The organism is Flavobacterium sp. ASV13, from assembly GCF_000745775.1.
Classification (GTDB): domain Bacteria; phylum Bacteroidota; class Bacteroidia; order Flavobacteriales; family Flavobacteriaceae; genus Flavobacterium.
Window position 1 is genome coordinate 628,769 of sequence record NZ_JQJY01000004.1, and the last position, 23,254, is coordinate 652,022.

Below are 23,254 nucleotides of genomic sequence, written 5' to 3' on the forward strand. Positions count from 1 at the left end.
AAAATTATTGCAAAACTTCGTGCATTGCCTTAGCTTTCAGCAAACATTCTTCATATTCTTTTTCAGGAATGGAAAGCGAAGTTATGGCACTTCCGACAGAAAATGAAACATATTTATTTTCCTGATTATACAAAATACTTCGGATCACAACATTAAAATCAAAATCGCCTTCGGGAGTAAAATATCCAACAGCTCCACTATACAAACCTCGTTTAGTTTCTTCTAAATTTTCGATAATTTTCATCACCGAAATCTTTGGCGCACCCGTCATACTTCCCATTGGAAAAGTTGTTTTCAAAACATCAACTGGCGAATATTGATTATCTAATTTTGAAGTGATCGTTGAAATCATTTGATGAACTTGCAAAAACGAATAGATTTTGCAAAGCTCCGTAACCTCAACCGAACCTTTTTGTGCAGTGTGCGAAAGATCATTCCGAACCAAATCAGTAATCATGATGTTTTCGGCGCGTTCTTTTGCATCGTTTTCTAAAAAATGTTTTGATTTTTCATCTTCTGCAGAATCTAAAAACCGTTTTGAAGTTCCTTTTATCGGTTGAGAAATAATAGTTTCTCCAAGTTTTTTCAAATAACGTTCAGGCGAAGCCGAAAGCAAACATTGTTTGTTATTTTTAAAGAAAACCGAAAATGGCGCTTTCGAAATAGCATTCAATTTCTGAAATTTTTCTAACGGATTTATAGTCGCATTTTCCGCAAAAAATTCCATACAAAAATTAGCTTCATACATATCGCCTTTGTGAATATGTTCAAGCATTTTTGTCACTTTTTCGACATACAAATCTTTTGAGATTCGTTGTTGAATTTCTAAAGATGGCGTGCTTTCGACTTTTGACTTTTGACTTTCGACTATTTCCTTAAAATCATCTTCAAGCTCGTCATCACAAAGCAATAAATACTGAATTTCAAGCTGGTTTTCTTTCAATAAAAATATCTTTTTTGGCTGAAAGAAAAACAAATCCGGAAAATCAAGTCCGTCAAAATTATCCGATTTTAAATCTTCTATATCATTTTTTAAATCATACGAAAGATATCCAAAAAGCCAATCTTTTGTGGTTTGCTGATATTGTTTTAAATCTTCAAAAGCATTTTGGAAATCGGTTTTTACAGACGTAAACGCGTCAACAGCCAGCAGACAGTCAAAACTTGAATATTCCTGAGGATATGAATTGCTGTCCAGAAAAACAATCTCACGAAACTGTTGCGACCATGTTAAAAGTCGCTGTTTGAATTGTTCTGGATTGGAAATATGTTTATGAATAGAAACTCTCAAAGAAGTATAAATTTTAAGCTTCAAAATTACGACAAAAAAAATCCTTCAATAAAATAAACCAAAAAAATATTGGCACACTTTTTAGTATATCGATTTTAACACTAATTCATAAAAATCGCCATTTGATTAAAAACTACTCTAAAATTTTAACAACAAACCGCATTTACATCGTGTAAATATTTTATTTATTAATCAAATTTTAAAAATTTTATGAAAACAACTGCAAAATTAGGTTTGACCACCTTAATTCTTATTCTAGTATTATTTTCCTGCAAAAAAGCAGATTACGCCACGGCCGAAACGTCGGCAAATACTGTCGCAATGGACAGCACTGCAATTTCATCATCGGCAGCGGTCGAAAAAAAGGACAGCAAACAGAAATTTATTCGAACCGCTGATATCAAGTTTAAGGTTAAAAATGTCGTCAAATCTACTTATGCAATTGAAAATGCTGTTCAAAAATTTGGCGGATTTGTGACTTATACCAATCTTCAAAGCAATATTCATGATCAGATTAAGACTAAAATTAGTCTGGACAGCACTTTAGAAACCACGAAATATTCGGTAGAAAATAATATCACAATTCGCGTTCCTAACACACAGCTGGATACAGTAATAAAATCGATTGCCAAACAAATCGATTTTTTAGATTTCAGAGTCATCAAAGCTGATGATGTTTCGTTAAAAATGTTAGCCAATCAGCTTTCGCAAAAAAGAAATAGCGTTACTGAAAAAAGAGTCGAAAATGCAATTGATTCAAAAGGAAAAAAAATCAATGATATTGTAGAGGCAGAAAATACACTAGCAAATAAAAAAGAAGAAAAAGACAATCGCATTATCGAAAACTTGTCTTTGCAAGACCAAGTTAACTTCAGTACTATTACTTTACAACTTTATCAAAATGAAACGATAAAACAGGAAATTACGGCAAGTGAAAAAGACAACGCTGCTTACAAACCAAATTTAGGAATCCAAACAATTGATGCTTTAAAAAGCGGTTGGTACATTTTGGAGTCCATCTTGATTTTCTTTATCAATCTTTGGCCGATTATTTTAATAAGCATTGGCAGCTTTTTTCTTTACAAAAAATATCTCAAGAAATAAGAAAAGTGTTAATAAAACAGCAATTTAATAATGAAAAAATCGTTATATTTGATATAGATTTCAATTAATCCCAAAACAAGGTCAGATCAATTGAAAAATCCTCAATAAAACAGCATTTAAATACCAATTCTGTTTATGAGAAATTTACATTAGACGATTTCCAAGCACATTATTTATATTTTTTAACTTATTTAAAAATCCTAAGTATTATGAAAATTGCTACTATTATTGTCCGTGTTTTAATTGGTCTTTTGCTTCTTTTTGCTTCTATTAGTTTTTTCTTTCACCTAATGCCTGCAGAACCAGCAACCAATAATGATTTTAAAGCCTTCAACACAGGTTTAATGGCTTCTACTTATTTAATGCCCTTGGCTAAATCAATTGAATTGCTTTGCGGAATTGCATTTGTAACAGGACGTTATGTAACATTAGCTAATATTTTGATCTTGCCAATTACGGTAAATATCTTGTTCATCAATTATTTCCTGACGCCAGAAGGTCTTCCGATTGCCGGACTGTTATTTTTAGGCAACTTATTTTTGATTTACAGATATTGGGATAACTACAAAAGCATTTTTACTGCCTAAATTATTTCAATCTAAAATAAAAACCCAGCACCTTTTAAAGTGTTGGGTTTTCTTTTTAATTTGTTTTGTCATGTTTTACCCAGATAAGATCTGAAATTTTATAGCCAATGTCTTGTGCTTTAATTAAAAAATCAGCTTTTATACTTTCAGGAATAGTTGTTTCTCTGGAAAGAATCCACATGTATTTTAAACTTTCGCCTACAACAAGAGCATATTTATAATCCTGATCTATTGCGATAACATTGTATCCAGCATAAAAAGGACCAAAAAATGAGACCCTAAGCATACCAATATCGTCTTTTTTGACAAACTTGGCTTTCCCGATGCTTTCTTCCCACTTGTCTTTTTTGACATCATAGCCCCTGTTATCTACCTTTATAGTGCCATTATCATTCAGCGAATATTCGGCGGTGACATTTATTAAATCTTTTTCCCATTTATAATCTAACCTTGCAATTTCGTACCATTTTCCTAAATATTTTGCCTTGTCAAAGTTAGTGACAGCAACAGCTTTTTTAGGAATAGTAGAACCGCAGGAATAAAGTACAGCTGCAATTCCAGCTCCAAGAAGAATTGGAGCGATATATTTATTTTTCATAATGTTATCTTTTTAATTATCATAAAGATAGCATCTGAAATACACATCTAATTTACAAAATTTTTCTGAAACTTTATATTTTTTAGCTATTAAAAATAATGTGGATAAAAAGAAAAAAAATCACACGTATTTTAGGATAATGTGTTCAAAAAGCTAAATTTGGAGAATTAATCTAGCCCCTAAAAATGAAAATAAATTTATTGCTGATTTTCCTATTTTGCTTTTCTTTTTCCAGATCACAATCCGTACAGGCTGTAGATTCATTAAACATAGAAATATGCAAAGCGTTGGTCCAAAATAAAAATTTAAATAATGAAATTAGACTTAATACAATTACTAACTCTCATATAATTCCATATTTGAAAAAATTCGAGGATTCAATTACCAGACAAAAAACTTTCGAATTGATATTCTTCAGATTGCACAAAAACTGCAACGAATTTGTAGCACTTTTTCCACAATCAAAAGTAGATGATGGATGGGCTTTACAATATGAAAAGCCTTTAGAAAATATTACAAAGGAACAATGCTATCAGCTCACTAAAGATTCGAAATATCATTATTTTGAGAATGACGGAAATAAGGTAGAAGTCACTTTATCTCAGAATCTTTGGACAGAAAAATTTAGTGATAACTCTACTTCAAAATTACATTTCAAACAAAAAGGCAATTGCGAATTTGAATTAGAATTTATTGAAAGTGATAATATCTCCCGAAAAAACATGAGTATTAAAGGTGATAAATATCTTTATAAAATTTATGATGAAGATGCTGATTCTTATAGAGTTTATTTAAAAAACAAAGAAACTTATTATACTTTCAAATTGTTGAAACAATAAAAAACCGTCAGAAATAATTCTGACGGTTTTCCAATATGATTTACGTAAAAAATTATACGTGTATCGCTCTGTTTTCAGTAGCTGCTAATGCTGCTTCTTTTACCGCTTCCGCGAAAGTTGGGTGCGCATGGCTCATTCTTGAAATATCTTCAGCAGAAGCTTTGAATTCCATTGCAGTTACCGCTTCAGCAATTAAATCTGCTGTACGCGCTCCAATCATGTGAACTCCTAAAACCTCATCTGTTTTTTCGTCAGCAAGGATTTTTACGAATCCGTCTAAGTCAGCACTTGCTCTTGCACGTCCTAACGCTTTGAATGGGAAACTTCCAGATTTGTAAGCAACTCCTGCAGCTTTCAATTGCTCTTCTGTTTGTCCAACTGCAGCAACTTCTGGCCAAGTGTAAACTACACCAGGAATTAAGTTATAATCGATATGTGGTTTTTGACCTGCTAAGATTTCAGCAACCATAGTTCCTTCTTCTTCCGCTTTGTGCGCCAACATTGCTCCACGAACAACGTCACCAATTGCATAAATATTTGGAACATTAGTTTGTAAATGATCATTTACTTCAACTTGTCCTCTGTCTGAAATTTTCACTCCGGCTTTGTCAGCGTTTAATCCGTCTGTGTAAGGACGACGACCAACAGAAACTAATGAATAATCTCCTTCAAGAGTGATTGTTTCTCCTTTTGCATTTTCAGCCTGAACTGTAACAGCGTCGCCGTTTCTTTCAACTGATTTTACTTTGTGAGAAACGTAGAATTTCATTCCTTGTTTTTTCAATACTTTAGTTAATTCTTTAGAAAGAGAACCGTCCATTCCTGGAATGATTCTGTCCATGAATTCAACTACAGAAACCTGAGCACCTAAACGAAGGTAAACTTGTCCAAGCTCGATTCCGATAACTCCTCCACCAATAATAACTAAGTGTTTTGGAACTTCTTTTAAAGCCAAAGCTTCAGTAGAAGTGATAATTCTTTCTTTATCAATTTTAATGAATGGTAAAGAAGATGGTTTTGATCCTGTAGCAATTACAGTATATTTTGCTTCGATAGTTTCTGAAGTTCCGTCAGCTTTTGCAACTGCAATGTGAGTTGCATCTACGAAAGAACCTAAACCATTGAAAACAGTAATTTTATTTTTATCCATTAAGTAGTTGATTCCACCTACGGTTTGATCTACAACAGCTTGTTTGCGTGCGATCATTTTCTCTAAATTGATTTTTACATCTCCAGAAACCTCGATTCCGTGATCTGCGAAATGAGCAATTTCAGCATAATGATGAGAAGAAGATAATAATGCTTTTGAAGGAATACAACCTACGTTAAGGCAAGTTCCGCCTAATGAATTATATTTTTCTACAATTGCAGTTTTGAAACCTAATTGTGCGCAACGAATTGCTGATACATATCCTCCAGGACCTGAACCTATAATGACTACGTCAAATGAACTCATAGTAATTTGTTTTTATTTTAGCGGTTACAAAATTAAGGAATAAAGTTTTGTTTGAAGTTTAATTTTCAATGTTTTTTGCGTGAAATTTTGGGTTGTAGTTTTACCGCAAAGAGCGCTAAGAATTACGCGAAGGTCGCTAAGTTTTTTGTTTTTAATCTCGCAAAGACGCAGAGGCGCAAAGTTTTTCATGAATATCTTGAATGAATTGCGTCCAGCTTTAGCTGGATGGAAAATATTATGTCAAAGTTGAAAAGGCTTTAGCCAAATCTTTATTAATTTAGCTAAAGCCCATTACTCATTAAACCTAATTCCTCCAGCTGAAGCTGGAGGAAATTCAATTAAAACTTTGCGCCTCTGCGTCTTTGCGAGATTAAAAAAGAAACCTTTGAACCTTTGAACCTTTGCTCCTCTGAATCTTTGTGCCTTTTTAAAAAGAAATCACCGTTGAGTTCTTCACTTCACTAATCATAAACATACTTTGTGTGCTTCCAATATGTTGCAAACTCGTAAGTTTTGTGACTAAAAATTCACGATAAGCTTCCATATCTTTTACTAAGACTTTCAGGATATAATCATAATCACCACTAACATGATGACATTCTAAAACCTCATTTAGTTTGATTACTTCACTTTCAAATTTAGTTAGGAATTCTTTAGTGTGCTGAATGAGTTTTAAATGGCAGAAAACTACAAATCCTTTTTCGATTTTGGATTTATCGACTAATGCCACATAGTTTTTAATTATTCCTTCTCGCTCTAATTTTTTAATGCGTTCGTAAACTGCTGTTACAGAAAGATCAAGTTTTAATGATAATTCTTTGGTTGTTTTTTTACTATCGGTTTGTAAAAGAACTAACAGTTTTTTATCTGTGGCGTCTAAAATCATTTTGTTTGCTTTTTGAGATGAAAGAAAATCTATTGATTGGGTTTTATCAATCCAAATTTAGATTAAAAATCACAATAAATACATGTGTATAGTTTTAAAATCTAATTATTCACTTTATAGTTGATTAATTTTCTAATTAGGTCTTATTTTGAACAAGATTTCTCTTGAAAACGAGTGCCCTAGCCCAGATTGAAGTGGAAAGCCCGGAGTAAAAAAGGCAAAAGTTTCTTGTTCTAAAAAAGCGACCAACGGAAGCTCTTTTTAGAACATTAGAAACTTTGACTTTTTTATGAGGACTTGAAACGGAAAGCTGGAATTGCTTCTAAAATTTAGATTCAATGCACTAATAACTTGAAACATGAAACAAATAAAAACTTTAAACTAATTAATATGAAAAACTTTAACCCAGCAGATAAAATTCAGGATTTGCAGTACTTTGGTGAATTTGGCGGTGTGAATCCGTCGATTTCTGATTCTTCGACTTATACTTTTCTTTCGGCAAAAACTATGTTTGATACTTTTGAGGGAAATATGGAAGGCTGTTATTTATATTCGCGCCATTCTTCACCAAGTAATTTATATTTGGATCAGGCTTTGGCAGCGATGGAAGGAACAGAAACAGCAAATGTTTCGGCTTCGGGAATGGGAGCGATTACGCCTACTCTATTGCAATTGTGCGGCGCGGGCGATCATATCGTTTCGAGCCGAACTATTTATGGCGGAACTTACGCTTTCCTAAAAAACTTTACACCAAGATTCGGAATCGAAACGAGCTTTGTTGACATTACTAAATTGGATGTTGTTGAAGCTGCAATTACGCCAAAAACGAAAGTTTTGTATTGTGAAACAGTTAGTAATCCATTATTGGAAGTTGCTGATATTGCTGGTTTAGCTCAAATTGCTAAAAGGCATAATTTAAAATTGGTTGTCGATAATACGTTTTCTCCTTTATCGGTTTCTCCTGCAAAATTAGGCGCTGATATTGTAATTCACAGTTTGACAAAATACATTAACGGAAGCAGTGATACAGTTGGCGGTGTGACTTGTGCATCGAAAGAATTTATTAATTCGTTGAAAAATGTAAATTCTGGTGCGAGTATGCTTTTGGGACCAACAATGGATAGTTTGCGTTCGGCAAGTGTTATGAAAAATCTTCGTACGCTTCATATCCGAATTAAACAACACAGTCATAATGCACATTTCCTGGCTGATCAATTTGAAAAAGACGGATTAAAAACAGTTTATCCAGGTTTGAAAAGTCACCCGAGTCATGAATTGTACAAAACGATGATTAATCCGGAATATGGTTTTGGAGGAATGTTGACAATCGACGTTGGAACTTTGGAAAAAGCCAATGAATTAATGGAATTAATGCAAGCCAGAAATCTAGGATATTTGGCGGTAAGTTTAGGATTTTACAAAACGTTATTTAGCGCGCCAGGAACTTCTACTTCGAGTGAAATTCCGTTGGAAGAACAAAAAGAAATGGGATTAACAGATGGTTTGATTCGTTTTTCTATTGGTTTGGATAATGATATTGATCGTACTTACGAAATGATGAAAGCTTGTATGGTTGAGCTTGGGATTTTGAATTCGGCAGAGATTCGTAAAGAAGTTTTCGCAGAGGTTCGCTAAGATTTCTCTCTCGCAGATTTGGCTGATTATGCTGATTATTGTAGAAATCTATAAAAAAATCTGCTAGACCTGCACGATCTGCGCGAGAAAATTTGAGTGAATTTTATATGAAAAAGCCGTTCTGAAATTATCCTCAGAACGGCTTTTCACATATAACTTTTTACTTCTAACTCACAACTTGAGTATTTAGTTTACTGTTTTTTCTACTATAAGTAAAGTAAATCAATAATCCGATTAATAACCAAACTGTAAAATAAATCCAGTTCCAAACACTTAATTCGGCCATCATGTAAAGACAGCAAATTAATCCTAAAAGCGGAATTAAAGACAGATTTTTTCTAAAAGCCCAAACGGCCAATCCAACTAAAACAAATAAGAAAATCCACATCGGAATTTTGTGCTTGAACAGTTGAAAACCTGATTCGTATTTTAAAGAATCGCTGATTGGAAGTCCTTTTACAACTTCAGCATATTTAACCTCATCATCTTGATATTGGCTTAATAAATGTTCTAAATCTGAAGTTTCGGCTGTTTTATTATTAACCTCAATACTTTCTAAATAATTAAAAACTTTTGCTGATTCTTCTTTATTTAATGAAGTAACAATTGTTGTTGCATCGTTTATCTGCGCTTCATTATTTACAAATGCCATTGTTGCTTTGTTATTGACTGCAAAAGCATAATACAATCCTACAATAATTAAAACTGGCAGAATATATTTTGAATTGATATAAGGCGTTTTGAATTTTCCTCTTGGAATTTCAGGTTTGTTCTGTAGCACTAAAACTCCCGCACAAACCAATACAAAGGCAAATAAAGTTCCGATACTGCATAAATCAGTTACCATTGTCAGGTTCAAAAATAATGCAGGAACTGCTACTACAAAACCTGTTACAATTGTCGCAAAAGAAGGTGTTTTAAATTTCGGGTGAACTGTAGAGAATTTCTTTGGCAATAAACCATCACGGCTCATACTCATCCAAATACGAGGTTGTCCCATTTGGAAAACCAATAAAACACTCGCCATTGCCACTACTGCACTAACTGCAATAATTCCTGACATCCATTTTAGGTTTAATTTATCGAAAACAAATGCTAAAGGATCTCCAACATTTAATTCGTGATATTTTACCATGCCGGTTAAAACCAGAGCAATAGCAATATATAGAATAGTACAAATAATAATTGCCCACATCATTCCGCGTGGTAAATCGCGTTGTGGATTTTTACATTCTTCGGCAGTTGTCGAAATCGCATCAAAACCAATATATGCAAAGAAAACTGCTGACACTCCTTTTAAAACTCCTCCAACTCCATTTGGTGCAAAAGGATCCCAGTTTGCTGTATCTACATAAAATACTCCAACTGCAATTACTAAAAGCACCACGCAAAGTTTTACAACAACCATTAAATTACTCGCATTACGAGATTCTTTCATTCCTCTATAAACCAAAGCGGTAATCAAAATAATAATGAATAAAGCAGGAATATCAGTTACAAAATGAAAAGAACCAATTGTCGGAGCCGTTGTCCATGCTGTATGCGCTTGTTGTAAAGCTGCACTTAAGTTTCCGAAAGATTTTCCGCCTCGCATTAAAGCTTCAGCATCATTAAATCCGTTTGAAGCGGTTAAATAATCCATCTGAATCCATTGTGGAAGATGAATTCCGCCACTCTGGAGCAGTCCGGTAAAATAATCACTCCACGATATCGCCACGGTTATATTCCCGACGGCATATTCCATGATTAAAGCCCAACCAATTATCCAGGCAATTATTTCTCCAAAAGCAACATATGAATACGTATAAGCACTTCCTGAAACCGGAACCATTGAAGCAAATTCGGCGTAAGCAAAAGCGGCAAAACTACAAGCCAAAGCTGTAAACAAAAACAAGAAAATAACAGCTGGTCCACCATCTGCACTTGCTTTTCCGATTGTACTGAAAATACCAGCTCCCACAATTGCTGCAATTCCAAAAGCAGTTAAATCTTTGGTTGTAAGGTGTTTCCCCAATGCCTCATGTCCATCTGCTTCATTCTTTGCAACTTGCTTCAGAATATCTTGTACCGTTTTTTTTCGGAATAAACCTGATAACGCCATATGTGGTTTTGCTTTTAAATTAATTTATATCGGTCTTTGTGGTTTTATTTTGCAAATAATGCAAAAATTATCCTGATTTCAAATATATAAAACCATTTTGTTTTTTCTCAATATATTTTGCTGATAGATTTCGCAGATTGAAGAAATTTATTCTGATTTCTTTTTCGGATTTTCAATCTTATAATTTTCCGATAATCATCGGGAACAACTCATCATGTTTTTAACATTTATTTCAAAAATCAAACAACAAAAAGACATTTTCAACATAATAAAATGTAACATTTTAAGAAGATAGCACACTTATCATTTTAAACAATTTAATTTAAAGGTAAATTTATGGAAAAAATTTCAAGACGTTCTTTTGTAAATAAATTTGGAATGGGAGTTGGCGCTTCGGTTGTCATGACTTCACTTCCATCTTTTTTAACCGCTCCAGAAACCAATCAACATTCTTATACCGGCAAAAAATTAAACGTCGCGTTATGCGGTTTAGGAAATTATGCCTCAAGGGTGGCGCAAGGAATTCTGGCTTCTGAATACTGCACTCTGGCCGGAATAATAACCGGTACACCCGAAAAAGCTGCAAAATGGAAAAGTCAATATAATATTCCAGAAAAAAATATCTACAATTATCAAAACTTCGATGAAATTGTAAAAAATAAAGACATTGATTTAGTATATGTTATAACACCAAACGGTCTGCATAAAGAATTTACGATCCGAGCGGCAAAAGCCGGAAAACATGTAATTACAGAAAAACCGATGGCAATTTCAGTTAAAGATTGCGAAGAAATGATAAAAGCCTGCAATGACAATAATGTACAATTGGCAATTGGGTATCGTTTGCATTATGAACCAACTCACCTTGAAATAAAACGTTTAGGACAAAATAAAGTTTTTGGACAAGTCCGCTATATTGAAGCTTCTCTTGGTTATAAAATTCATGATCCGCTTGATACCAAAAGTACTGTCAATTTCAATGACCGAAACGAATGGCGACTTAACAAAAAATTATCTGGAGGTGGTCCGCTAATGGATTTAGGAGTTTATTGCATTCAAGCAAGTCGTTATGTTTTAGGAGAAGAACCGATTGCGGTTACCGCACAATTCGGAAAAATATATAACAAACAAATTTTTTCTGAAACAGAAGAAAGCATTTCTTGGCAAATGGAATTCCCGAGCGGAGCCGTTTCAAATTGCACCACCTCTGTTAATTTTGATATTGATCGATTTTACGCTTCCGCAGATGAAGGTTCTTTCGAATTGAGTCCAGCTTTGAGCTACGGTCCTTTTGAAGGAAAAACATCTAAAGGCCCGCTGAAATTTCCGGTGATAAACCAGCAACAGACTCAAATGGATGAAATTGCGAAATTATTATTAGAGAACAAAAAACTGCCAAATCATATTACTGGCGAAGAAGGACTTAAAGATATTAAAGTGATCAACGCAATCTATAAAGCCGCCGAAACCGGTACGAAAGTTTTCTTAAAATAAAAATGTTTTATTTTTTGCTCACGGATTTTACGGATTGAACTGATGAACGCTGATTTATTCTTTGCTGCAATTATAAAAAAACCGGTGCAGATCTGTTCTATCTGTAAAATCCGCGGGCAATACTTGTTATTTCAAACAGCTGCGTAAAATACTAACCGGATGCTGTGCTTCACGCTTAGTTCCATCATAAATTTGATGACGGCAACTTGTTCCTGCAGCAGCGATTTTTACATTTTCGGCAGTGTTACGTACTTTTGGGAAAAGCGTGTCCTCTCCCATTTGCATGCTCACTTTATAATGTTCTTTTTCATAACCAAAAGATCCCGCCATTCCGCAGCAACCTGAATTGTAAATCGTAACTGTATTGTTTTTAGGTAAATTCAGCATGGCAAAAGTCGCTTCTACAGAACTCAATGATTTCTGATGACAATGTCCGTGAATTTTAATTTCTTTTATTTCTTCTGAAAAAGAATCTGGCGTTATTTTTCCATCTATGATTTCTTTTTTGAAGAATTCTTCGATTGTAAAAGCATTTTGCGAAATTCTTTCCGCGCTTTCTTTATCTGATGCCAATCGTAAATATTCATCTCTAAAAGTCAAAATTGCCGAAGGTTCAATTCCGATTAAGGGCGCTTTCGCGGAAATCAAATCTTTGAATATATCTATATTGATATCTGTTATCTTTTTGGCTTCTTCCAAAAATCCTTTTGAAAGATACGTTCTTCCACTTTCTTCATGATTGACGATTAAAACTTCGTAACCTAATTTCGTCAATAATTCAAAAGCATCGATTCCGATATTTACATCGTAATAATTGGTAAATTCATCAACAAATAAATACAATTGTCCGTTTGGAAAATCGGCGTTTTTAGGTTTATTACTTTCATACCATTTTCTAAACGTCTTTTTCGCCAAAAGTGGCACTTGTCTTTCCGGCGCAATTCCCATAGTTTTTTTCACCAATGACTGATTCGAAATAAAATTCGTAATCGACGGAAATTTACTTCCCATTTTATTCAATTTTGCGTTATTGGCAAAAATTTTATTTCTAGTCGAGAATCCGTTTGCTTTTTGGTATTGATATAAAAATTCCGCTTTAAGAGTTGCAACATCAACATTACTCGGACATTCGCTGGCACAGGCTTTACAGCTTACACACAACTCAAAAACTTCGTATAATTCTTTCTGGTCAAATTTGTTTTCTTTTTCAGAATAGGTCAAATATTCGCGTAAAGCATTTGCTCTTGCGCGAGTCGTTTCTTTCTCATTTCGCGTCGCACGATAACTCGGACACATCGCTCCGCCTGCCGATGGCATTTTTCTACAATCTCCAGAACCATTACATTTTTCGGCAGCACGCAAAATTCCTAAACTGTCGGAGAAGTCCTGAAACGTTTTAATATCCGGTTCTACTCTTCCTGAAACTACACGATGATTTTCGTCCATTTTCAAGGCATTAACAATCTTCCCGATATTTAAAACCGAATTCGGATCAAATGCTAATTTGATTCTTTTCAGCAATTCGTAATTCTTATCGCCAATCATAAACGGAATAAACTCACCGCGCACGATTCCGTCGCCATGCTCACCACTTAATGAACCTCTGTATTTTTTTACCAAATGCGCCACATCGGTCGCAATGGTTCTGAATAATTTTAGATCTTCCGTTTTCTTCAAATTCAACACCGGACGCAAATGCAATTCTCCCGCGCCGGCATGTGCGTAATAAATAGCTTCCTGTCCGTGACTTAACATCATCGCCGAAAACTCTGCAATGTAAGCTGGTAAATCGCTTAATTCTACGGCTGTATCTTCAATAGAATCAGCGGCTTTGTTATCGCCTACAATACTTCCCAAAAGTCCTAGTCCGGCTTTTCTCAATTCATTGGCTTTATCAATATCAGGACCGTAAATTTTTACGAGTGCATAACCAAAATTGTTTTTTTCTAAATCAGCAATTAAAGCGTTGGCTTGATTTTCAGCATCTTCAAGCGTGTGCGATGCTACTTCAAAAAGCATAATCGCTTTCGGTTCTCCAACCAAAAAGAAACGGTTTTTAATGTGTTCACGATTGGTTTTGGTACAATCTAAAATCGTGTCGTCGATCATTTCGCAAGTGTACAAATGATGTTTCATCGCCACCACAACAGATTCTAAAGATTCCTGAATCGTATGATAATGTCCAACAACCATAATACTGTGCGCCGGCGGCAAATCGTCAACTTTTAAAGTGATTTCGGTTGTAAAGGCCAAAGTTCCTTCGCTTCCGCAAAGTAGTTTTCCCAGATTGATTGTCGGTTCTGTTCCGCCAAATAATTCTGATCTTAACAGAATATCAACGGCGTAACCAGTATTTCGTCTGTGAATTTCCGGTTTCGGAAACTCTTTTATAATTTCTTCCTGATTTTCTTTTACCGAAAGTTCGTCGTAAACGCTTTTGTAGATTTTATTTTCTAAAGAATCTCCTTTGGTTTTCTCGATAAATTCCGCCGAAGTCAATTCGCCAAAAGCAACTTCTGTTCCATCGCTCAAAATCGCTTTTACTTCCGCAATTTTATCACGCGTAACGCCATAACGAATCGAAGTTGTTCCGGATGAATTATTTCCCACCATTCCCCCAATCATCGCACGGTTTGATGTTGATGTAATGGGCGCAAAGAAAACGCCATGTGGTTTTAAATATAAATTCAGTTCATCGCGAATAACGCCGGGCTGAACCGTAACCGTTTTTTTCTCGGCATCATAACCTAATATTTTGGTAAAATGTTTCGAAACATCAATCACAAGTCCGTCGCCAACGGCTTGTCCGGCAAGTGAAGTTCCGGCAGTTCTTGGTGTAACCGAAATATTGTGTTCGCCCGCAAAGCGAATTAATTTGCTAATATCTGCTATAGTTTTGGGCAAAGCCACTGCATTTGGCCGAATCCGGTACACCGATGCATCTGTCGAATAAAGTGTTTTGTGAAGATCATCGTATAAAAGTGTACCTTCGAGTTCGCTTGCTAATTGCTCTAAATCCTTAAGTATTGACATTTTTTCTGAATATGATTTCACAAAAATAGTTATTTTTTTAGGTTCAAAGGGACATAGCAACAAAGGTTCAAAGGTTTTCTTTAATATCGTTTTTCAAATTGGAATTTGAGGTTTGCTTTTTGGAATTTAATCAAGAAGTCCTTCTGTAAACTTTACAGCAAGAATACCAAAAGTTGGTTTGATATAAGTCTGAAAAGCATTTGCCTCTTCAAGGGTTTGAAAAGATATTGAATGCTCTTCAACCAATGCATTTAATGTAAAGTTTAGATGCATAATGTAATCTTGAAAATTATCCAGATAATGAGATTTTGCATCTATTAGTTCCATACCTGATAATTTTTCAAACGGTTGGCGCTTTGCGTTTATATACGCTTCCGCACTTTTAATAAATTCTTCTTTGATTTTTTCGTAACTCATGTCTTAATGATTTATGTATTGTAACATTTTGTCATCTGTTTGAAAATCCTGTAGGGATAATTTCCCGAATAAGTCTAACGGACAACATGAGTGTGTGACTTTCTATTTTGAGTAATTCATTTACTCAAATTTAAAAAAAATTAGCGAGTATAACAAAATTTTGAAATACCGCGCTCTGCGAAGTCTCCTGGCTTCGAAGCGACAACGTTTAGCAAATGCAGTTATTAAAATATTGGAACGGGTACGAAGTCAGGAGACTTCGCACAGCAAAACTTCTAAATACACTTTGGGTTTCTAGAAGACTTTGGAGAGCGGGCATCCCTTTTCTCTGATTTTGCATTTGACAAAAAACAAAAAAATGTATCAAAAGATGACTCTAGTACAGGAGAAATAAACGTAGAAAATTTCCAAGATTATTTAGAAACCATATTTGGCTCACAAATAACCTTTTACGAATCCTTCAACAAATTTCAGATTTATGAAATTGATTGCTTTCCGGAAAATTTCGAACATAAATTAGCTATCGAATTTTCAAATGAAAATATCAAATTTGCAACCGTTACAAAAGAACCCAGTGTTGATTTTTCTTTATATGATTATGTAATCGAAACCAACAAAGAAGCCGAAGACTTTGTACAACATATTTTAAAATTTGGCTGGCCAATCAAATAAGATGTTTACCGCGCTCTGCGAAGTCTCCCGACTTCGAAGCGACAACGATTAGCAAATACAGTTAGTAAAGTAAAATGGAATATTGGAACGGGTACGAAGTCGGGAGACTTCGCACAGCAAAGATCCTTGCTTTTCTTGCAGTTTTAATTATCTATCTAGCCATTCAGATCATCACTTTAAGACTATGTTTTAATCTAAAACCTACTGCAAGTTTAAGTTTTTTAACTATTCTGATTTTCATCGCAGGTTTTAGCATAACCTATATAAAAAAAGACTTTGACCTTTTTTATTATGGATTTTCGTTTATCAGTTCAGTCTGGTTTCTAAATATTATCTTATCGGTATCCCTTTTCTCTGATTTTGTATTTGACAAAAAACAAAAAAATGTATCAAAAAATGATTCTAGTACAGGAGAAATTAACGTAGAAAATTTCCAAGATTATTTAGAAACCATATTTGGCTCAAAAATAACCTTTTACGAATCCTTCAACAAATTTCAGATCTATGAAATTGATTGCTTTCCGGAAAATTTCGAACATAAATTAGCAATCGAATTTTCAAATGAAAATATCAAATTTGCAACTGTTACAAAAGAACCCAGTGTTGATTTTTCTTTATATGATTATGTAATCGAAACCAACAAAGAAGCGGAAGACTTTGTACAACATATTTTAAAATTTGGCTGGCCAATCAAATAAGGTGTTTATTAGGAGCTATTTCCTGCTGTCCCCTGCTAGCGCAAGCTTCTCGCTCATGCGCACATGGTTAATTTACAGTAAAATTGCAATTAATAATGTGCGCTTAAACTGTTGTTATTTCTCAGAGAAATAAAAAAAACTATACATAAAAGGACACAAAAAACAAGAGACCCTGATCTTAAAAACTTATTCATCTCGTTTGGAATCTCAAAAGTAAGTGCAAACAAATACAGGAAAAGTCCAACGATAAATAATGCAAAAGTTGAAGCCACCATAAAAATTAATCCTTCTCCTATAGAAGTCTGACTAAGCTTGAAAATTTCTCCTATAGTGTAAAAGAAAAAAAATACGAACCAAAGCCAATAAAAAAATTGAAAAATATAAGACAGTGTTGATTTCATAAGTGCTTTGATTAAATAATCTACCCCTTCCCCCAAATCCTAGTATTCAAATCCAATTCATGAACAATATCATGCATGAATTTTACAATCGAAATATCATTGGTAAGTAAATCGGGATCTAAAAGCGTCGAATGAATAGGCGCTTCAAAATAATTGTGAGATAACGGAAAAGCAATATACATTTTCGAACTTATAAAAGAGACCGAAATTGTTTCATCGCATTTACTATTTAAATCCAGAATTCTTTCCATCATTGCAGGCGTTAAAATATATCGCGCCTCAATTTGGTTTCTGGAATAGGTTGCAAATTTATTATCAAATTCCGTATTTTCTAATTCCACTACTTCGCTATTTCCAAAACTAAAAATGTTTTTTGAAAACCAAGAACCAAAAGCTTCTCCATAACCTTTTGGACGCACAACCGTCGAAACTTCAAAGTTTTTATTGAAATCAGCTACAAAAACAATTCCTTTAAAAATCGTGTGCCAATGTGTTTTGGTTCCGTTTTTGTCGCGGGTTTCTGTTTTATATTCGGCATGGACTTCGGCAAACCAAAAAGAAGTTTTATCGTTTGTTCCGCTTATTAAATCCTGTGTTTTATAACGATCCGGCTCTGTCGTAAAAAGCTCAGAGCTTATAAATTCATATTCCGGAAGTCCGCTTTGCGGCGTTAACGTCAAACTTTCATTGATATTTTTTAATGCCTGTGCCACTACATTAGTTTTGTAAGCAACTTTGTATTTTACAGCAGTATCTTCTATTTGAAAATACATTACAATACCCGTAATACCAGAAGCCGCAAATCCTAGAAAACCAATAATTGGAATTCGAATAAAAAAACCAATTATCAGAAGCACAAAGGCAAGTCCAAATAAAACATAACAGGTTTTATAGGTTTCGGCAATCTTTTTTCGGTCAATTTCTAATGTATTCAAAACCTCTTGCAAGGCTGTATTAGTGTTAATTTCTGAATCCATTAATTATTGAAAAGTTCTTTTGCACTAATATTTTTACGCTCTTCTTCTGCAGTTTCCAAAACATCAATTTTGGTATAATTCAGCATTCCAGAAAATAGATTTCCAGGGAACATCATAATTGCATTATTATAGCTCGTTACCGAAGCATTGTAAGTTCTTCTGGCAGCCGCAATTTGTTCTTCGCTTTCTGTCCAGGTGCTTTGTAAATTTAGGAAATTTGTATTAGCCTTTAAGTCTGGATAATTTTCAACTGTAACCATTAAACCTTTTACGGCCGTACTTAATTCCGTATCCAAACTTGCTTTTTCTGCTTCAGTTAAAGTTCCAGAGCCTGCTTTTGCACGAAGTTCTACAATTTTAGTTAAGGTACTTTGTTCGTAATTGGTGTATTGTTTTACTACTTCAACTAGATTCGGAATCAAATCAAAACGTTTTTTCAGCATTACATCGATTGCCGAAAAAGCATTCGTAACATTATTTCTTTTTTCGATAAGGGAATTGTAAATAAATACTCCGATTAGTATAAAAACAACAAGAATAATAACAATAATCATGGTTTAAGATTTAATTAGTTTGAAAACAAATATATAAAAAGCGATGTAAGTTTTATTTGACCCACTGCGTTTTTATTTAAACAGATAGAAACATAATTTCGGAACTCAATAAAAGAATTAAATAAAATCAAGATTTCACGCATAGCTATGTGTTTAAAAACAATTACAAATAACGTTTTAAAATAAATCTCTAAGTTTACTTATATTTATATGTAAAAAATCCCATTTTAGCGTTTCCAAATTAAATGCATTTTTAAGATTACTCGAAATGAATAAAAATATAAAAGCTCTTTACGAAATCGCTCAAAAAGAAACCCGAAAAATAATCGGTTTAATGTCCGGAACTTCTCTGGACGGACTTGACTTGGCGCTTTGTGAAGTTTCTGGCGAAGGTGAAAACACGGTTGTAAAAATCGAACAGTTTGAAACCATCGATTATAATGAAGATATTAAAACCGAAATCAGAAAAGTGTTTGCTAAAAAAACAATCGATTTTCAGCATTTAGTTTTGCTAAACGAATGGATTGCCGATTTGCACGCAGGAATGATCAATGATTGTCTTTCAAAATGGAACATTCCCGCAAATGAAGTCGATTTAATCGCATCACACGGACAAACGGTTTTGCACGCTCCAAAATTTTTGCATCAGCAGGAAAAATTCCCAAATGCGACTTTGCAAATTGGCGACGGCGATCATATTGCGGTAAAAACCGGAATTATCACGTTATCTGATTTCAGACAAAAACACGTTGCGGCAGGTGGTGAAGGCGCGCCTTTGGCTGTTTATGGCGATTATTTGTTATTCAGCAAAAAAGACGAAAACCGAATCATGCTAAACATGGGCGGAATCGCAAATTTCACTTATTTACCAGCCTCACAAAACGCCGAGGAAGTTTTTGTAACCGATACTGGAACCGCAAATACATTAATTGATATTTTCACCAAACAGTTTTTCCCTGAAAAAAGCTTCGATAAAGATGCTGAAATCGCTAAAAACGGAAATGTAAATCAGAAACTTTTAAGCGAATTAAAAAGTGATGCTTTCTTCCAACAAAGTTTCCCAAAAACAATTGGTCAGGAATTATTCAACCATGATTTTGTAAACTCGGCTTTAGTAAAATTAGGTTTAGAGAACATTTCGGCACCAGATTTGCTGGCTACTTTAACGCGCCTTAGTGCCGAAACGATTGCCGAAGCGGTTTTATTTGTCGTCAAAAATACTGGAATTTCAATTGAAGAGTTTACAGTTTATATGTCAGGCGGAGGCGCGAGGAATCCGTTATTGGTGAGTTGGTTACAAGAATTATTGACTTGTAAATTTGAAAAAAGCGACGTTCTCGGAATTTCAGGCGATGCAAAAGAAGCGGTTTTATTTGCTGTTTTGGCCAATGAAACTGTTGCAGGCGGAAATTATAATTTTGGTTCAAAAAAAGGAATTCCATCGGTAACAATGGGGAAAATTTCGTTCCCTGATTAAAAGATAGCCACGACTCGACCGAAGGGACAGACGAAGTAATTCACGAATTTGTTTATAATCTATGCGAAAAAAACGTGATTAATTAAACGAATTATGTTAATTGCATTATGATTTTAAAAATAAAATTCGTGAATTCGTGGCGGAAAAAAAATTAAACCTATTTTTGGTTTTTGTTAAATTAAAGATTGAAATGCATAAAAATCAGCACTTACTATACTCTATAATATTTTTGTTTTTCTTTGGATGGAAGTCCGCTGCACAGGAAAATGTAACACATCCTAAAAACGAATTCAGAGGTGTATGGATTGCTACGGTTGTTAATATTGACTGGCCAAAAACTGCCACTGACAATGTTGAAAAAGAAAAAGCTGATTATCTTGAAATTCTAGAAACGTATAAAAAACTAAATTATAACGCCGTTATTGTTCAGGTTCGAAGCGTGGGCGACGCGATTTATCCTTCTGAATTTGCGCCTTGGTCGCGATTTTTGACTGGAAAAGAAGGTTTGGCTCCAAATCCTTATTATGATGCTTTGGCATGGATGATTGAACAGGCACACAACAGAGGTTTTGAATTTCACGCTTGGTTAAATCCGTATCGAGCGACTTTCGATTTGAATAAAAATCTTTTAAGTCCGGGACACGATCTTTTTAAACATCCTGAATGGATGATCGAGTACGGCGGAAAATACTACTATGATCCTGCTCTACCTCAAGTTCAGGAACATTTGACGAAAGTCGTAAAAGAAGTCGTTGATAAATATGATATCGACGCGATTCACTTTGATGATTATTTTTATCCATACGCCGTTCCTGGAAAAGTTTTTAACGATACAGCTTCATACAAAAAATACGGCGCAGGCTTAAGTCTTTCTGACTGGCGTCGTGCAAATGTGAGCAACTTTGTACATACCATTTCTACAACCATAAAAGCAAGCAAACCGTGGGTTCAATTCGGAATTAGTCCGTTTGGGGTTTGGCGAAATAAATCTCAGGACCCTAGAGGTTCAGAAACACAATCGACTTCAAATTATGATGATTTATATGCAGATCCAATATTATGGATGGATCAAAAATGGATTGATTACATTCTGCCACAATTGTATTGGAGCATGAATAATCCTAGAGCATCTTATTCGAAATTAGTAAAATGGTGGTCTGAAAACTCCAATAATACTGCAATTTACATTGGTCATGCCTCTTATAAAATTAGAGGAGATGGTGACAAAAACTGGAATTTTATGCAGGAAATCCCAACTCAAATTGACTTTTTGAGAACCTTTAAAAATGTTTCCGGAAGTGCTTATTTCAGCTCAAAATGGTTCATGAATAAAAATTTTGATGTCGTTCGCCATCTTGAGGAAAATCAATATAAATATCCGGCACTTCCTGCGGCTGTTCCAAATTTAAAACGTGTTATTATTGACACGCCTCAAGTTCTTGAATATACAAAAGACAGCATAAAATATACCTTTACAATTAAAAGTCCGCTAAATACAAAAGTGCGTTATATGGTGCTTTATGGTGGCGACCACGTTTCAAAAATTGATATTAACGATGCTACAAAAATCGTTGAAAAAGTTACTGTAAAAGAAGTTGACGGAAAAATCACTTTTTCGATTGCTGGAGGAAAACTAAATCTTTTTAAAGCCTGTGCTTTCACTTTTATTGATTATTTTGCCAACGAAAGCACGCCAACTGCGTTAGATTTAAAAAAGCCATTTAAAAACTATACACCAAATCAACCTAATGAAAACAGATAATAAACCTTGGTTCTGGATTCCGCTTCTTAATTTTGCTTCTGGACTGCCTTATGCTATAATTATTTCCGTTTCGGTAATTATGTACAAAAATCTGGGGATTTCAAATGAAGACATTGGAGTTTATACCAGTTTATTATATCTTCCTTGGGTGGTAAAACCGCTTTGGAGTCCGCTTATCGAATTGGTTGGAACCAAAAGAAAATGGTTTTTATCGATGCAGTTATTAATTTCAATTGCCTTTTTATTGGTCGGATTCGCGATTCCGTTCAATGGATTTTTCATACTTTCATTAGCCATATTCTGGGTTGCCGCTTTTGCTTCAGCTTCAAATGATATTGCAACTGACGGCTTCTATTTATTGGTTTTGCCAGAAGACAAACAATCTTTCTTTATCGGAATTAGAAGCACTTTCTATAGACTTTCAATGCTTGCCGGAAATGGATTAGTAGTACTTTTTGCTGGATATTTAGAACATAAATATGGTGACAACACAAAAGCTTGGTCATATACTATGATTTGTGTTGGTTTATTAATGACTTTCATTACAGCTTACAATTTTATTTTTACTCCAAAAAATGAAATAAACGCTGTTGCTGACACTAAAGAAAAACATCAAAATCAAAACTTCATCACGGTTTTCATCAGTTTCTTTAAGAAAAAACAAATCGGATTAATTTTGGCTTTTATTCTGGTTTTCCGATTAGGAGAATCGCAATTACTTAAAATGCTTACTCCATTTTTATTGGATGGAAAAGAATTAGGCGGAATGGGATTAGACACCGAAGCTGTTGGAATTATTTATGGAACTTTTGGCGTTGGAGCTTTGACTCTAGGCGGAATTTTAGGCGGAATCGCTATTTCGAAACAAAGTCTTACTAAATGGATGTTTCCGATGTTTTTAACGATGCATTTACCTATTATCGGATTTATTTTATTGGCATTTTTTCACCCAACATCAATTTATTACATTTATATCGTTGTTATTTTAGAACAATTTGGTTACGGTTTTGGTTTTACAGCTTTCATGATGTACCTGATTCACGTTGCCGAAGGAGAATCAAAAACAGCGCATTATGCACTTGCAACTGGATTTATGGCATTAGGAATGATGCTTCCGGGAATGCTGAGCGGTTATATTCAGAAATATTTAGGCTATGACAACTTTTTTGTTTGGGTTCTTATAGCTACAATACCAGGTCTTATTTTATCACGTTTTTTAACTTTCCCAAAAGATTTTGGGAAAAAATCAGAAGAAGTTTAACCCCAAATCAA

18 protein-coding genes are annotated in these 23,254 nt (G+C 34.3%); 9 read left to right on the forward strand and 9 right to left on the reverse strand.

Annotation, left to right across the window (positions count from 1 at the left end; translation table 11 throughout):
• Nucleotides 1-4: 4 nt before the first annotated feature.
• Nucleotides 5-1,291: an anthranilate synthase component I family protein gene (locus tag GQ47_RS13435; RefSeq protein WP_035649480.1), complete on the reverse strand. Its 1,287-nt coding sequence runs from the start codon at nt 1,289-1,291 to the stop codon at nt 5-7.
• A gap of 210 nt (nt 1,292-1,501) precedes the next feature.
• Here GQ47_RS13435 and GQ47_RS13440 point away from each other — a divergent pair, with 210 nt between their 5' ends.
• Together GQ47_RS13440 and GQ47_RS13445 are read left to right on the forward strand one after the other, a co-directional pair.
• Entirely contained in the window at nt 1,502-2,395 is an 894-nt protein-coding gene (locus GQ47_RS13440) for a DUF4349 domain-containing protein (RefSeq protein WP_035649226.1), read from the forward strand.
• Between the two features lie 209 nt (nt 2,396-2,604).
• Complete coding sequence (locus GQ47_RS13445; protein ID WP_035649228.1) at nt 2,605-2,982, forward strand: DoxX family membrane protein; 378 nt, start codon at nt 2,605-2,607, stop codon at nt 2,980-2,982.
• A 55-nt stretch (nt 2,983-3,037) separates the two neighbouring features.
• On the opposite strand, the gene GQ47_RS13450 is transcribed toward GQ47_RS13445, so the two are convergent.
• Nucleotides 3,038-3,580 (reverse strand): lipocalin family protein, encoded by a 543-nt coding sequence (locus GQ47_RS13450; protein WP_035649230.1) that lies wholly within the window; start codon nt 3,578-3,580, stop codon nt 3,038-3,040.
• A 359-nt stretch (nt 3,581-3,939) separates the two neighbouring features.
• Between GQ47_RS13450 and GQ47_RS13455 the strand changes: the two genes are divergently transcribed.
• The gene (locus GQ47_RS13455; protein WP_152561031.1) at nt 3,940-4,419 is read left to right on the forward strand and encodes a hypothetical protein; all 480 of its coding nucleotides are present in this window, start codon (nt 3,940-3,942) and stop codon (nt 4,417-4,419) included.
• 52 nt (nt 4,420-4,471) lie between these two features.
• Here GQ47_RS13455 and lpdA read toward each other — a convergent pair whose 3' ends face one another.
• Both lpdA and GQ47_RS13465 read right to left on the reverse strand, forming a co-directional pair.
• Nucleotides 4,472-5,875: a dihydrolipoyl dehydrogenase gene (lpdA, locus tag GQ47_RS13460; protein WP_035649234.1), complete on the reverse strand. Its 1,404-nt coding sequence runs from the start codon at nt 5,873-5,875 to the stop codon at nt 4,472-4,474.
• A 427-nt stretch (nt 5,876-6,302) separates the two neighbouring features.
• Nucleotides 6,303-6,761, reverse strand: coding sequence for an Lrp/AsnC family transcriptional regulator (locus GQ47_RS13465; RefSeq protein WP_035649236.1), 459 nt, complete (start codon nt 6,759-6,761; stop codon nt 6,303-6,305).
• 390 nt (nt 6,762-7,151) lie between these two features.
• Between GQ47_RS13465 and GQ47_RS13470 the strand changes: the two genes are divergently transcribed.
• Nucleotides 7,152-8,396 carry an aminotransferase class I/II-fold pyridoxal phosphate-dependent enzyme gene (locus tag GQ47_RS13470; protein ID WP_035649238.1) on the forward strand — a complete coding sequence of 415 codons (1,245 nt, stop codon included), beginning with the start codon at nt 7,152-7,154 and terminating at the stop codon, nt 8,394-8,396.
• 166 nt (nt 8,397-8,562) lie between these two features.
• Here GQ47_RS13470 and GQ47_RS13475 read toward each other — a convergent pair whose 3' ends face one another.
• Nucleotides 8,563-10,497, reverse strand: a complete 1,935-nt coding sequence (locus GQ47_RS13475; protein ID WP_035649240.1) for an amino acid permease — start codon at nt 10,495-10,497, stop codon at nt 8,563-8,565.
• Nucleotides 10,498-10,833: 336 nt separating this feature from the next.
• Between GQ47_RS13475 and GQ47_RS13480 the strand changes: the two genes are divergently transcribed.
• Nucleotides 10,834-11,991, forward strand: a complete 1,158-nt coding sequence (locus GQ47_RS13480; protein ID WP_035649242.1) for a Gfo/Idh/MocA family protein — start codon at nt 10,834-10,836, stop codon at nt 11,989-11,991.
• Nucleotides 11,992-12,117: 126 nt separating this feature from the next.
• Here GQ47_RS13480 and GQ47_RS13485 read toward each other — a convergent pair whose 3' ends face one another.
• Both GQ47_RS13485 and GQ47_RS13490 read right to left on the reverse strand, forming a co-directional pair.
• The gene (locus GQ47_RS13485; RefSeq protein WP_035649244.1) at nt 12,118-15,024 is read right to left on the reverse strand and encodes an FAD-binding and (Fe-S)-binding domain-containing protein; all 2,907 of its coding nucleotides are present in this window, start codon (nt 15,022-15,024) and stop codon (nt 12,118-12,120) included.
• Between the two features lie 126 nt (nt 15,025-15,150).
• Entirely contained in the window at nt 15,151-15,441 is a 291-nt protein-coding gene (locus tag GQ47_RS13490; protein ID WP_035649245.1) for a hypothetical protein, read from the reverse strand.
• Nucleotides 15,442-16,187: 746 nt separating this feature from the next.
• Here GQ47_RS13490 and GQ47_RS13495 point away from each other — a divergent pair.
• Entirely contained in the window at nt 16,188-16,811 is a 624-nt protein-coding gene (locus GQ47_RS13495) for a hypothetical protein (protein WP_035649247.1), read from the forward strand.
• 421 nt (nt 16,812-17,232) lie between these two features.
• On the opposite strand, the gene GQ47_RS13505 is transcribed toward GQ47_RS13495, so the two are convergent.
• Nucleotides 17,233-18,189, reverse strand: coding sequence for a DUF3137 domain-containing protein (locus GQ47_RS13505; RefSeq protein WP_035649251.1), 957 nt, complete (start codon nt 18,187-18,189; stop codon nt 17,233-17,235).
• Nucleotides 18,189-18,743 carry a LemA family protein gene (locus GQ47_RS13510; protein ID WP_035649253.1) on the reverse strand — a complete coding sequence of 185 codons (555 nt, stop codon included), beginning with the start codon at nt 18,741-18,743 and terminating at the stop codon, nt 18,189-18,191. Before GQ47_RS13510 ends, GQ47_RS13505 begins: the two co-directional genes overlap by 1 nt.
• 268 nt (nt 18,744-19,011) lie before the next feature.
• On the opposite strand from GQ47_RS13510, the gene GQ47_RS13515 reads away from it, so the two are divergent.
• From GQ47_RS13515 to GQ47_RS13525, 3 genes are all read left to right on the forward strand, one after another.
• A complete protein-coding gene (locus tag GQ47_RS13515) occupies nt 19,012-20,220 on the forward strand; it encodes an anhydro-N-acetylmuramic acid kinase (RefSeq protein WP_035649255.1) in 1,209 nt (402 codons plus the stop codon).
• Between the two features lie 190 nt (nt 20,221-20,410).
• Nucleotides 20,411-21,982 carry a glycoside hydrolase family 10-like protein gene (locus GQ47_RS13520; protein WP_035649483.1) on the forward strand — a complete coding sequence of 524 codons (1,572 nt, stop codon included), beginning with the start codon at nt 20,411-20,413 and terminating at the stop codon, nt 21,980-21,982.
• Nucleotides 21,969-23,243, forward strand: coding sequence for an MFS transporter (locus GQ47_RS13525; RefSeq protein ID WP_035649257.1), 1,275 nt, complete (start codon nt 21,969-21,971; stop codon nt 23,241-23,243). The genes GQ47_RS13520 and GQ47_RS13525 overlap by 14 nt, the downstream gene beginning before the upstream one ends.
• Nucleotides 23,244-23,254: the final 11 nt, after the last annotated feature.

What these genes read in the sequence shown, in the direction of transcription:
- GQ47_RS13440 (WP_035649226.1), top strand. Translation starts at nt 1,502, where the DNA reads ATGAAAACAACTGCAAAATTAGGTTTGACCACCTTAATTCTTATTCTA.
- GQ47_RS13445 (WP_035649228.1), top strand. Translation starts at nt 2,605, where the DNA reads ATGAAAATTGCTACTATTATTGTCCGTGTTTTAATTGGTCTTTTGCTT.
- GQ47_RS13450 (WP_035649230.1), bottom strand. Translation starts at nt 3,580, where the DNA reads ATGAAAAATAAATATATCGCTCCAATTCTTCTTGGAGCTGGAATTGCA.
- lpdA (WP_035649234.1), bottom strand. Translation starts at nt 5,875, where the DNA reads ATGAGTTCATTTGACGTAGTCATTATAGGTTCAGGTCCTGGAGGATAT.
- GQ47_RS13465 (WP_035649236.1), bottom strand. Translation starts at nt 6,761, where the DNA reads ATGATTTTAGACGCCACAGATAAAAAACTGTTAGTTCTTTTACAAACC.
- GQ47_RS13470 (WP_035649238.1), top strand. Translation starts at nt 7,152, where the DNA reads ATGAAAAACTTTAACCCAGCAGATAAAATTCAGGATTTGCAGTACTTT.
- GQ47_RS13475 (WP_035649240.1), bottom strand. Translation starts at nt 10,497, where the DNA reads ATGGCGTTATCAGGTTTATTCCGAAAAAAAACGGTACAAGATATTCTG.
- GQ47_RS13480 (WP_035649242.1), top strand. Translation starts at nt 10,834, where the DNA reads ATGGAAAAAATTTCAAGACGTTCTTTTGTAAATAAATTTGGAATGGGA.
- GQ47_RS13485 (WP_035649244.1), bottom strand. Translation starts at nt 15,024, where the DNA reads ATGTCAATACTTAAGGATTTAGAGCAATTAGCAAGCGAACTCGAAGGT.
- GQ47_RS13490 (WP_035649245.1), bottom strand. Translation starts at nt 15,441, where the DNA reads ATGAGTTACGAAAAAATCAAAGAAGAATTTATTAAAAGTGCGGAAGCG.
- GQ47_RS13495 (WP_035649247.1), top strand. Translation starts at nt 16,188, where the DNA reads ATGGAATATTGGAACGGGTACGAAGTCGGGAGACTTCGCACAGCAAAG.
- GQ47_RS13505 (WP_035649251.1), bottom strand. Translation starts at nt 18,189, where the DNA reads ATGGATTCAGAAATTAACACTAATACAGCCTTGCAAGAGGTTTTGAAT.
- GQ47_RS13510 (WP_035649253.1), bottom strand. Translation starts at nt 18,743, where the DNA reads ATGATTATTGTTATTATTCTTGTTGTTTTTATACTAATCGGAGTATTT.
- GQ47_RS13515 (WP_035649255.1), top strand. Translation starts at nt 19,012, where the DNA reads ATGAATAAAAATATAAAAGCTCTTTACGAAATCGCTCAAAAAGAAACC.
- GQ47_RS13520 (WP_035649483.1), top strand. Translation starts at nt 20,411, where the DNA reads ATGCATAAAAATCAGCACTTACTATACTCTATAATATTTTTGTTTTTC.
- GQ47_RS13525 (WP_035649257.1), top strand. Translation starts at nt 21,969, where the DNA reads ATGAAAACAGATAATAAACCTTGGTTCTGGATTCCGCTTCTTAATTTT.